The 12,075-nt window shown below is 58.0% G+C and carries 9 protein-coding genes; all 9 read left to right on the top strand.

What is annotated here, in order from left to right:
* Positions 1–54 precede the first annotated feature (54 nt).
* Positions 55–930, top strand: a complete 876-nt coding sequence (hslO, locus tag LG300_RS10170) for an Hsp33 family molecular chaperone HslO (RefSeq protein WP_404375109.1) — start codon at positions 55–57, stop codon at positions 928–930.
* 310 nt (positions 931–1,240) lie between these two features.
* A complete protein-coding gene (locus LG300_RS10165; protein ID WP_404375107.1) occupies positions 1,241–2,797 on the top strand; it encodes a phosphoenolpyruvate carboxykinase in 1,557 nt (518 codons plus the stop codon).
* A gap of 158 nt (positions 2,798–2,955) precedes the next feature.
* Positions 2,956–4,427, top strand: a protein-coding gene (locus LG300_RS10160; RefSeq protein WP_404375105.1) for an IS1182 family transposase whose coding sequence is annotated in 2 segments (ribosomal slippage) — positions 2,956–3,526 and positions 3,526–4,427 — 1,473 coding nt in all. Because the reading frame shifts where the segments join, the coding sequence is not laid out codon by codon here.
* A 352-nt stretch (positions 4,428–4,779) separates the two neighbouring features.
* On the top strand, positions 4,780–6,132 hold the full coding sequence (gene gdhA, locus LG300_RS10155; RefSeq protein ID WP_404375104.1) for an NADP-specific glutamate dehydrogenase: 1,353 nt from the start codon (positions 4,780–4,782) through the stop codon (positions 6,130–6,132).
* A gap of 104 nt (positions 6,133–6,236) precedes the next feature.
* Complete coding sequence (gene rnk / locus LG300_RS10150) at positions 6,237–6,650, top strand: nucleoside diphosphate kinase regulator (RefSeq protein ID WP_404375102.1); 414 nt, start codon at positions 6,237–6,239, stop codon at positions 6,648–6,650.
* Between the two features lie 129 nt (positions 6,651–6,779).
* Entirely contained in the window at positions 6,780–9,134 is a 2,355-nt protein-coding gene (locus LG300_RS10145) for a Tex family protein (protein WP_404375100.1), read from the top strand.
* Positions 9,135–9,276: 142 nt separating this feature from the next.
* Positions 9,277–10,917, top strand: coding sequence for a glutamate--cysteine ligase (gene gshA / locus LG300_RS10140; RefSeq protein ID WP_404375098.1), 1,641 nt, complete (start codon positions 9,277–9,279; stop codon positions 10,915–10,917).
* Positions 10,914–11,414 carry a disulfide bond formation protein B gene (locus tag LG300_RS10135; protein ID WP_404375096.1) on the top strand — a complete coding sequence of 167 codons (501 nt, stop codon included), beginning with the start codon at positions 10,914–10,916 and terminating at the stop codon, positions 11,412–11,414. Before gshA ends, LG300_RS10135 begins: the two co-directional genes overlap by 4 nt.
* A gap of 167 nt (positions 11,415–11,581) precedes the next feature.
* Complete coding sequence (gene rsd / locus LG300_RS10130) at positions 11,582–12,070, top strand: sigma D regulator (RefSeq protein WP_404375094.1); 489 nt, start codon at positions 11,582–11,584, stop codon at positions 12,068–12,070.
* Positions 12,071–12,075 lie beyond the last annotated feature (5 nt).

Genomic DNA, 12,075 nt, shown 5'->3' with positions numbered 1-12,075 from the left:
GCGCTCGCTTACCCCGCTGCATACCGCTCCTACCCCTTCTCCTACGGTCTTTTTATGTCTGATCAAATCCAACGTTTTCTGTTTGACCAAACCAACGTGCGTGGCGAGATTGTCACGCTAAGCACCGCGTACCAGGAAGTGCTCGACCGCCACGCCTACCCGCCCGCCGTAAATGTGCTGCTGGGCGAGCTGTTGGCGGCGGTGGCGCTATTAACCGACACCGTAAAGCTGGATGGTACGCTAAGCATTGAGGTGCGCGGCCAAGGGGCGCTGGCTCTGTTAATGGCGGAGTCCAACCCCGGTGGCGAGCTGCGGGCCATTGCGCGCATTGCCGAAGACGCCGCGCTGCCCAGCGAACACGCCAGCTTCCGCGAGCTGGTGGGCGAAGGCCAGATTGTGATTACCCTGGACCCCAAAGAAGGGCACCGCTATCAGGGTATTGTGGCGCTGGATCACGATACTCTGGGCGGTTGCCTGGAAGCCTACTTCGGCCAATCCGAACAGCTGCCCACGCGGCTGTGGCTGGCTGCAAACGGCGAGCGGGCAGGGGGGCTGCTGCTCCAGCGCCTGCCGGATGCCTCGCAAAACCAGGATGTGGATGCCTGGGAGCGCAGCGTCCATTTGGCTGATACCATCAAGCAAGAAGAGTTGCTTGGCCTAGAGCAGCGCGAGGTGCTGTATCGCCTCTACCACGAGGAGACAGTGCGGGTTTTTGACCCTAAGGCACTGCGCTTCGGCTGCACCTGCTCCCGGGAGCGGATGAGCCACGCACTTTACACTCTCGGCCAGGAAGAGCTGCGGGATATTCTGCGCGAACAGGGCGCGATTGATACCCAATGCCACTTTTGCCACACGAAATATCACTACACCGCAGCGGATATTGAAATTTTGTTGGAAGACCCAGGCGCACCGCCGCCGGTGATTCACTAATTATGTAGTCAGCGCTGAGCGCCAGCCCTGGTTGGCGGCGTTGCCGCCAGGCTAGAGCACATCGTCTTCTAAGCCGAAAGGCTAAACAGATGTTTGAAAAATATACTGCGCTGCAACACAAAATGTAGTGTTAGTGTAGTAGTTTAACTACAAGATATTTGGTAAAAGCCCCCGTTTCCCGGGGGCTTTCTTTTTGCCATAATGCGCCACACTTCAGCGCGCCTAGCCTGCTGTGACCACAATGCCGGCAGCTAGGATGATTTCTCAAGGCGTCGGCGACGCCCGGTAAATTAGAGACCCAGGAATCGACATGACCACGACTCAAGCTGCCCCTCAAGCCCACGTTAATCTCAGCAGTGCCGAACTGATCGAGCGCGCCGTGGCCCGTGGTGAAGGCCGCCTGTCAGCCAATGGTGCCCTGGTGGTAAACACTGGCCTGCGTACCGGACGTTCACCAAAAGATCGTTATATTGTCGATGAGCCCTCTACCCGCGACAGCATTGACTGGGGCAGCGTAAACCGCCCCTTCGACGCTGAAAAATTCTCCGCCCTGTGGGCGCGGGTGGAAGAACACCTGGGGAGCCGTGAGCATTTCGTCGCCGAGCTGCACGTGGGCAGCGACGCAACGCACTATCTGCCAGTCCGCGTGACGACTGAAACCGCTTGGCAGAACCTGTTTGGCCGCACCATGTTTGTACGCCCCCAGGCCTACAACCAGGCGGCGAAAGAGGAGTGGACGATTCTTAACGCCGCAGGCTTTGAGTGCGACCCAAACCGCGACGGCACCAACTCCGATGGCTGCGTCATTATCAACTTCGCTGAGCGCAAAGTGCTGATTGCCGGCATGCGCTACGCGGGCGAAATGAAGAAAGCGATGTTCTCGGTGCAGAACTTCCTGCTGCCTGCTTCCGATGTGCTGCCGATGCACTGCTCGGCGAACGTGGGTGAAGATGGCGAAACCTGCCTGTTCTTCGGCCTTTCCGGCACCGGTAAAACCACGCTTTCTGCCGACCAGTCTCGCTTCTTGATCGGTGATGACGAGCACGCCTGGGGCGATGGCATTGTCTTCAACATGGAAGGCGGCTGCTACGCCAAGTGCATCGACCTCTCCGAGAAGAACGAACCGGTGATCTGGAACGCCATCAAGTTCGGCACCGTGCTGGAAAACGTCGTGCTCGACGACCGTCGCGAGCCGGATTACGCCGACGACAGCCTGACCCAGAACTCCCGTGCTGCCTACCCGCTGGAACACGTAGAAAAGCGCGTTCCCGAAAACCTGGCAGGCGAGCCGAATGCCATCGTCTTCCTGACCTGCGACATGTCTGGTGTATTGCCGCCGGTCTCCGTGCTCTCTAAAGAAGCGGCGGCCTACCACTTCTTGTCGGGCTACACCGCGAAAGTGGGTTCCACCGAGATGGGCTCCTCCGAAGGCTTGGCGGCGACGTTCTCCACCTGCTTCGGCGCACCGTTCTTCCCGCGTCCGGCCCGTGAGTACGCGGACCTGCTGATCAAGCGCGTCGAGAAGAAAGACGCCCAGGTTTACCTGGTCAACACCGGCTGGACCGGCGGTGCCTACGGCGAAGGCGGCTCGCGCTTCTCTATCCCGACCACCCGCGCCATCATCAGCGCCATTCAGTCTGGTATTCTGCGTGAAGTGGAAACCAAGCACATCGATGGCCTGAACCTGGATGTGCCGGTCGCCGTGCCGGGCGTTGATTCCAGCCTGCTCGACCCCCGCGAAACCTGGGCCGACCGCGACGCCTACAACCGCCATCTAAAAGAGCTGGCCACTAAGTTCGTAGACAACTTCAAGAAGTTTGAAGGCGTGAACGAAGCCATCATCCAAGCAGGCCCGCAGCTCACCTAAGGTTTAAAAGGTATCTAAAAAGGTACTTACAAGCGTCGCTGGGAAGAGCCAGCTAGAAAGGGGCAGTGCCACGGCACTGCCCCAGACTGCTGACAAAGCCCTGGCCCTTCGGCCAGGGTTTTGCTTTGATAAGCGTATCGTTTTTAGTGGTGGCCGATATGCTCAAAGACCCTTCCCCCCAACAGCACGAACTGGAGATGGTCACGCTCGAAGAACTCGTACCCTCCAACCATTTGTTGCGTCAGATTGAGGCCGCCCTCGACTTTAGCTTTATCCGCGAGCGCGTCCGTCATCTTTACTGCGCGGATAATGGTCGGCCTGCGCTGGATCCCGTGCTGCTCTTCAAGGCCTTGTTGATCGGCTATCTGTTTGGCATTCGTAGCGAGCGCCAGTTGATGCGCGAGATCCAGGTGAACGTCGCCTACCGCTGGTTCCTCGGCTTGCGCTTGACCGACAAGGTGCCCGATGCCTCAACCATCAGCCAGAACCGACGCCGCCGCTTCTCCGATAGTACGATCCACCAAGAGATCTTCGATACCATTGTCGAGCAAGCCATTGCACAAGGCTTGGTGGGCGGCGAAGTGCTCTACACCGACAGCACGCATCTCAAGGCCAATGCCAACAAGCATCGTTTTGAGCGCCAAGAGGTCGAGACGACGGCACGGGACTATCTGGACGCCCTGGACGTGGCGGTTGAGGAGGACCGCGCTCAACACGGAAAAAAGCCCTGACGCCGCGTGCTGAGGCACCGGCCACTGTCGAAAAGAAAATCAGTCTCACCGACCCGGATAGCGGCTATATGGTGCGCGATGGCAAACCGACCGGCTTCTTCTATCTGGATCACCGCACGGTGGACGGCAAGCACGCCATTATTACCGATACCCATGTTACCCCGGCCAGTGTGCACGATAGCGTGCCTTACTTGGCGCGACTGGACCATCAGTGCCAGCGCTTCGGGCTGGCCCCGGTCGGTGTCGGCCTCGACGCGGGTTACTTTACGGCGGCTATCTGTCATGGACTGGAGGAGCGCGGGCTTTATGGTGTCATCGGCTACCGCCGTCCCAGTAAGCCAAAAGGGTATCTCCCCAAACGTGCCTTTACCTATGACGCGGCGACCAACACCTATCAGTGCCCAGAGGGCCAATCGCTGATCTATGCCACCACGGATCGACATGGCTACCGCCACTATCGCAGTGATCCTAAGATCTGCCGCGGCTGTCCTCGGCTGGCGACCTGTACCCGCAACGCCAAGCAGATAAAAACGGTCACGCGGCACGTCTGGCAGGACGACAAGGATCGGGTGGATGCCCGACGACTGACGGAGCCGGGCAAGAAGCTCTATCAACGACGTAAGGAGACGGTGGAGCGCAGCTTCGCCGACGCCAAGCAGTTGCACGGGCACCGCTATGCGCGAATGCGAGGCCTAGCACGCGTCAAAGAGCAGTGTCTGCTGGCCGCGGCCTGTCAGAACCTCAAGAAAATTGCGCAGGCGCGTTGGCGCCGGCTTTTTGGCACGTTTTTACGTCACCTGAGGGCTGATAGGGCTCTTCAGAGGGCGTTATACCCGACGATGGGCAGAAGCCGTGCGATGAGGGTGGTGAGTCAGGCCGCGAGTGTACGCCTGCTCTAAACGCAACGAACCCACCAAAATAGGTGGGTTCGTCAGCAGTCTGGGGCAGTGCCACGGCACTGCCCCTTTTTTATTCGCAAAACCGCGTAAACCCTCGCCTGATTGAGGGTGGGGATATAAGTAACAACAGCGCTGCGCTCTGACTTATCCTTGCGTTAATCGTTTAATTACCATTGATTAGAAATTGTAGATGCACCATAAATGAGCAATAAAACATAGACTTTAGTCTCTATGCAGGCGTTTTTTTGCCATACCAAACCTGCATAGGGTATGCAGGAATTCGTTCCCACAGTTAAATGTTGCTATGCGCTGGCCAGCATAACGATAGTTTTACACGGAACGGTACACTTCCATGCCTTATGTTCACGACACGCTTACGCGACTTGCTAAGAGTAGCCCTGCCCAAACTGAATTCTATCAAGCGACGGAAGAAGTGCTTGAGTGCCTGCGACCGCTGTTTGAACGCACACCACACTATCACCAACACAGTATTATTGAACGGATCGTTGAGCCTGAGCGGCAAATTATGTTTCGTGTCAGCTGGCTGGATGACGCTGGCCGCGTCCAGGTGAATAAAGGGTATCGTGTGCAGTTCAACTCCGCACTGGGGCCTTATAAAGGAGGACTGCGCTTTCACCCCAGCGTGACCGCAGGCACCATCAAGTTCCTAGGTTTTGAGCAGATATTCAAAAATGCCCTCACCGGCTTACCTATTGGTGGTGGTAAAGGTGGCTCTGATTTTGATCCAAAAGGTAAGTCGGACAACGAAATCATGCGCTTTTGCCAATCCTTTATGACGGAGCTGTACCGTCATATAGGTCCAAATAGCGACGTGCCTGCTGGGGACATCGGAGTTGGTGCACGCGAAATTGGCTACCTATTTGGCCAGTACAAGCGGTTAACCGGTCGTTATGAAGGGGTCCTGACCGGAAAAGGTTTGTCTTGGGGTGGTTCTTTGGGCCGTAAAGAGGCGACGGGTTATGGCGCGGTGTATTTTGCCCAAAACATGCTGGCAGCTCGTGGTGAAACGCTAGAAGGCAAAACCTGCCTTGTGTCTGGCGCAGGTAATGTCGCGATTTATACCATTGAGAAACTCTATGAAATGGGCGCGCGGCCCATTACCTGCTGTGATTCTCGCGGTACGATCCATGACCCTAGCGGGATTGATCTTGAGCTTTTAAAGCGCTTAAAAGAGGTCGAACGGGTATCGCTAGAGGCGTACTTACGTGAGCGCCCGGAAGCACTATATGTGCCTGCGCATGATTATCCGAGCGATGGTCATGCCGTCTGGCGTATTCAGGGAGATGTCGCCTTTCCCTGTGCCACCCAGAACGAGTTAACGGAGTGCGACGCCAAGGTGCTGATTGAAAATGGCGTTCGCTGCATAAGCGAAGGGGCTAATATGCCCTCCACCAAAGCGGCAGTAGAGCGCTTTCTTGCCGCTAAATTAGCCTATGGTCCAGGTAAAGCGGCTAATGCAGGTGGCGTGGCCACCAGTCAGTTAGAAATGGCGCAAAATAGCAGTATGGAGCAATGGCCGTTAGCAAAAGTGGATGAAAAGCTACAGCGCATTATGGCGGATATTTATCGGCAGTGTGCTGAGACAGCAAAGGAATTTGGGGAACCAGAGAACTTAGTGCTAGGCGCTAATATTGCCGGTTTCCGCAAAGTGGCGGATGCCATGATTGAGCAGGGTGTCACCTAAGGCTTTAGATCAACGAGTTTGCGTGTAGCAGCAATACGCAGTCCTTTCCCACCCCGGGGAAGGGCTTTTTTGCATTGGTTGGCATGTTCTTAAGGAGAGTGACCATGGGGCAGCGGCCTCCCATCATCATTAATCGGCTGGATGCTGAACGTCTGCAGCGACTGATTGACTACGCGTCTGAAAAAGATCAAGTGGTGGCAGAACTGCTGGAAGAAGAGTTGTCCCGTAGTGAGGTATTAGACCCACAGGACATACCTGACAATGTGGTAAGCATGAATAGCCAAATCCGCTTCACGGACCTGACGCGTGGCTGTCAGATGGTCAGGACGCTGGTCTACCCTCACGCTTTAGCAAGCGTGGCTGACGGAATTTCTGTCATGGCACCCATTGGAGCGGCGTTAATCGGTTTAAAAGTAGGGGATGAGATTGAGTGGCCGTTGCCTAATAACGCTAATGTAAGACTGCGCATAGACGCTATTTTTTGGCAGCCGGAACGAGAAAAGCAGTTTCACCGCTAGTGTGATAGGTGAGCTTGGCAGAGGTAGAGGTGGGGGGTAAAGATAGGGGGAGAGGGCAATCCATGCCAGCCTAGGTGGTTTGTGGTACCTTGTCGGCACCTCGAATGCTGCATGAGTTAGTTGCACGTTATGGATGTCAAACAACGCATTATTGCACGCCTAGCCGATGAGCTAAGCGTCCGGCCTGAACAGGTCGCCGCAACGGTAGAGCTTCTGGATGGGGGCGCTACCGTTCCTTTTATTGCCCGCTACCGTAAAGAAGTGACCGGCGCGCTAGACGATACCCAGCTCCGCCAGCTTGACGAGCGCCTGCGCTACCTGCGCGAGCTGGAAGAACGCCGCGAAGCGGTGCTGGCGGCCATTGATGAGCAGGGCAAGCTAGACCCCACCCTCAAGGCGACCATTCAAGCAGCGGAAACCAAGCAGCGCCTGGAGGATTTATACCTCCCCTATAAGAAAAAGCGCCGCACCAAAGCCCAAATTGCCCGCGAGGCTGGGCTGGAGCCGTTGGCCGATGCGTTGCTCGCTAATCCAACCCTAGACCCCGAAAGCGAAGCCGCCCACTACCTGCGCCCCGCCGAAGGTGAGACTCCCGCCATTGAAGATGCCAAGGCCGCGCTGGATGGCGCCAAGCAGATTCTGATGGAGCGCTTTGCGGAAGACCCCGAGCTGATTGGCCAGCTGCGCGAGCGGCTATGGCAGGAGGGCGAACTCAGCGCCCGCGTGTTGGATGGCAAACAGCAGGAGGGCGCGAAGTTCTCCGATTACTTCGAGCACGACGAAAAGCTTGCCAAAGTGCCTTCACACCGGGCGCTGGCCATGTTCCGTGGCCGCAACGAAGGCATTTTAAGCCTAGCGATCCGCTTGCCGGGTGAAGACGAAGCGCCGGTGCATCCTGCTCAGGTGGCGATTGCCAAACAGGTAGGTATTCGCGACGAAGGGCGGCCTGCGGATAAGTGGTTAAACGAAGTGGTGCGCTGGACCTGGCGTGTGAAGCTCTACACCGCGCTGGAAACCGAACTGCTGGGCCGCCTGCGTGAGCAGGCCGAGCAGACCGCCATTGATGTGTTTGCCGCCAACCTCAAAGACCTGCTGTTGGCAGCGCCAGCGGGGCAGAAAGTGACCCTGGCGCTCGACCCCGGCCTACGTACCGGCTGCAAGGTGGCGGTCATCGACGCTACCGGCCAGTTCCTGGACCAGGCGACCATCTACCCCCACGCGCCGCAAAACCGCTGGGACGAGGCGCTCAACGTGCTCGCCAAGCTGGTGAAACAGTACGGTGTGGAGCTGATCGCCGTGGGTAACGGCACCGCCAGCCGGGAAACCGACAAGCTGGCGGGCGAGCTGCTGAAAGCACTGGCACCTGCGCACCGCCTGAGCAAGGTGATGGTATCGGAAGCCGGGGCATCAGTTTACTCTGCCTCCGAATACGCCGCCCGCGAGCTGCCGAACCTGGATGTGACCATTCGCGGTGCTGTCTCGATTGCCCGCCGCCTACAGGACCCGCTGGCCGAACTGGTGAAGATCGAACCGAAATCCATCGGCGTGGGCCAGTACCAGCACGACGTTTCCCAGGTGCAGCTCTCCCGTAGCCTGGAAGCCGTGATTGAAGACTGCGTTAACGCGGTGGGTGTGGATCTCAACACGGCCTCCAGCGCGCTGCTTTCGCGGGTAGCGGGGCTAAGCGCCGCGATTGCCGAAAATATCGTGGCCCAGCGTAACGTGCAGGGGGCGTTCAAAAGCCGCAAAGAGCTGCTGGAAGTGAGCCGCCTTGGCCCGAAAACCTTCGAGCAGTGCGCGGGCTTTTTACGCATCAGCCATGCCGAGAACCCGCTGGACGCCAGCGCCGTTCACCCCGAAGCGTATACGTTGGTGGAACGCATCGCTAAGCAGAGCGGCCGTGATGTGAAAGGCCTGATTGGCGACAGCGCCACCTTGAAAGCGCTTAAACCTGCCGATTTTGCTGACGAGCGTTTTGGTGTGCCCACGGTCAGCGACATCCTCAAAGAGCTGGATAAGCCCGGCCGCGACCCGCGCCCCGAGTTTAAGGCCGCCGAATTCCGCGAAGGTGTTGAAACCCTTCAAGACCTCAAGCTAGGCATGGTGCTGGAAGGCACCGTCACTAACGTAACCCACTTCGGGGCGTTTGTGGATATCGGCGTTCACCAGGATGGCTTAGTGCATATCTCGGCGCTCTCTGACCGCTTTATTGACGACCCGCGCAGCGTGGTGAAGGCGGGGGATATCGTGACGGTCAAAGTGATAAGCGTGGATATTCCGCGTAAACGAGTGGGACTCTCCATGCGTCTGGATGACGAGCCGGAACAGCCCGATACCCAGGGAAGTAGCGCCTCGCCAGCACCGCGTAAACCCGCCCGCAGCCAACGCCAAGGCGGCCCGCGCCAGGGCAGCCAACAGAGCGAGGCCCCCGCCGCCATGGGCGCGCTGGGCGCAGCACTGCTCAAGGCTAAGCGGGGCAAATAGTCGCGTGTCTTGAATATTTAACGGTAGCCGCCATATCCTGCCTTCTATTCTCGATGAGCAAGCAGGGTAAAGGTTATGGCGATGCCAGCTGATTTCAACAAGGCCTGCTTCACGCAGGCCTTACTAACAAGGAGTGTTCACCTTGTCTGAACCACTCACTGTGCCATCTTCGCTCACCGCCCAGGTAGAGCGGCTGCTACCGAGCGCGCGGCTAGGGCGCTTAGGGCGTTTGCGTCGCGGGTTGGAGAAAGAGGGGTTGCGGGTTGATGCCAACGGCCATATTGCACAAACGGCCCATCCACAGGCGCTGGGGTCGAAGCTGACCCATCCGCATATCACCACCGATTACTCCGAAGCGCTGCTGGAGTACATCACGCCAGTATACTCCGAGCCAAAAGAGGCGCTGGCCTTTTTATCCGATCTGCATACCTTTACCTACCACCACTTGCAGAATGAGTGGATCTGGCCGGGCAGTATGCCCTCGCGGCTTTCAGGCAACGACAGTATCCCCATTGCGGATTATGGCAGCTCCAACGTCGGCACCATGAAGCATGTCTACCGCAAAGGGCTAGACGTGCGCTATGGCCGTATTATGCAAGCCATTGCCGGTGTGCATTACAACGTGTCGCTGCCGGAGGATATGTGGCACGCCCTGCGGGAAATGGAAAAAGCCACCAATATCCCCTTTAACGACTACCGCTCAACCCGCTACTTCGGGATGATCCGCCACTTCCGCCGCCATAGCTGGCTGCTGCTCTACCTGTTCGGCGCTTCGCCAGCGGTGGATAAGAGCTTCCTGCCGGAAGGCCAGGTGCCAGATAAGCTGCAGCCGCTTAGCGACGATACCTACTACGCGCCTTACGCCACCACGCTACGCATGTCGGATCTGGGCTACCAGAACAAGGTGCAGTCGCAGCTGAAAATCTGCTTCAACTCGCTGTCGAACTACGTTAATACCCTGCGCCACGCGATTTCGACCCCCTGGCCCGACTACGAAGCGCTAGGTGTGAAAAACGGCGACGAGTGGCAGCAGCTCAACGCCAATATCCTGCAGATCGAAAATGAGTACTACAGCGATATCCGGCCTAAGCGGGTGGCTAAGCACAATGAAACGCCCAGCCAGGCGCTGGAGGCCCGCGGCGTCGAGTACATTGAAGTGCGCTGCCTGGACCTCAATCCTTTCGACCCGCTCGGCGTCACGGAGTCCCAGATGCGCTTTGTGGATACCTTCCTGATGTGGTGTCTGCTCAGCGATAGCCCGTGGATTTCGGATGAAGAGTGCGACCGGCTGGACGATAACCGCCGCTTAGTCGTAGAGCGCGGCCGCGACCCGGAACTGCGCCTAACCCGCAACGGTGAATCGGTCACGCTGGCTGCCTGGGGCGAGCAGATTTTTGCTGAAATGGCCGAGGTTGCACGTCTATTGGATGCTGTCGAGGAGGGCGAGCCCCACGCGGCAGCGCTCGAGGCCCTGGCGCCACGCTTGAAGGATCCGTCTCTGACTCCCTCGGGGCAGATGCTGGCACGCTTGCAAGAGGGCAATGGCTCGCTCAGCGATACGTTGCTGAGCATGGCGCAAGCCCAGGCGGACAAGCTGAAAGCCACGCCGATGCTACGCTCCCGCGAAGCGCTGCTGGCGCAACTGATCGACACCTCGCACCAGCAGCAGCGGGATATCGAGGCGGCCGATCAGGAGAGCTTTAGCGAGTTCCTGGAGAGCTATTTCACTAAGGCGCGTGAGTCTCGGGCGCTGTCTGCTATTAAACCCGAGGATGGCCAATGACATCATCCACTATTCGCCCAATTGCCTTGGCTGGTGTCGCATTCTGCGTACTGATGATGGCGGTGGCGCTAAGCCTTGAGCATATCGTCGGCTTAGAACCCTGCCCGCTGTGTATTTTTCAGCGGGTAGCCGTGATTGCCGCGGGCCTGGTGCTGGCCGTGGCGGCGATCCATAACCCTAAAGGGGGCGTAGGCAGGGGCCTTTATGGCCTGCTCGGGCTGGCCGCCGTGGGGGCTGGCGCTTTTGTTGCCGGCCGCCATGTCTGGCTGCAGAGCCTGCCCGCCGATAAGGTCCCCAGCTGCGGTCCGGGGCTGGATTACATGATGGATATCCTGCCCATGCAAGAAGTGGTGGCCATGGTGCTCACTGGCTCTGGGGAGTGCGCCGAAATCGACTTTATGCTGTTGGGGCTGTCGCTTCCCGCCTGGACGCTGGTCGGTTTTGTAGTGCTCGCACTGGTGCCGCTGCGTATTTTATGGCTAGCCATTAAGCGCTAGGATGGGCAATGGGCAGCCGGTAGTCGACCAGCTGCCTAATACCGGCGTTGACTATTGACAGCGCACTATGCAGTATCAAGGAAACCATGCCCGCCAAGATTGACAGAGGTAGAGGGAAAAGCGAGTCTAGCCCTGTCTAAAGCGGCTATCTGCAAGGAGAAAGCCCCATGCTCGACGATTGCAAAAATGCCCTGGAGCGCTGGGGAGGCGTACATAGCTTAATTGACCGCTGGCTAGATGAGCGCCGTGCGCTGCTAGTGAGCTTTATTGAGCTGAAAGAGGCCTGCGACGCGGAGCTGGAAGCCGTGAGCAAGGCGCGCATTGATACTTTCAGCGAGCTGCTGATGGACTATATCAGTGCCGGGCACTTTGAAATTTACCCGCAGCTTGCCGAAGAAGCGAAAGCCTTCGATGACGAAAACGCACTGCACATTGCCGCACAGCTGCTTGAGCGTCTGGAGATGTCCACCGCCATGGTGCTTGAATTCGACGAAGACTTCGCCTCCCCGGTGCGCTGCCAGCAAAACCTGGCACGCTTACCCGCCTGGATCGACCGCCTCGCCAAAGGGCTCACCGAACGCTTCGCTCTGGAAGACCAACTCATCGCTCGGCTGCACGCCGCCCACAGCCCCAAGCAGATGAAGTCCCCCGCTTAACTTGT

This window comes from Vreelandella aquamarina (assembly GCF_044805175.1).
GTDB lineage: Bacteria > Pseudomonadota > Gammaproteobacteria > Pseudomonadales > Halomonadaceae > Vreelandella > Vreelandella aquamarina_B.
The sequence above is the reverse complement of the archived record's forward strand: the minus strand, read 5'-3'. Positions and strand labels throughout refer to the sequence as shown.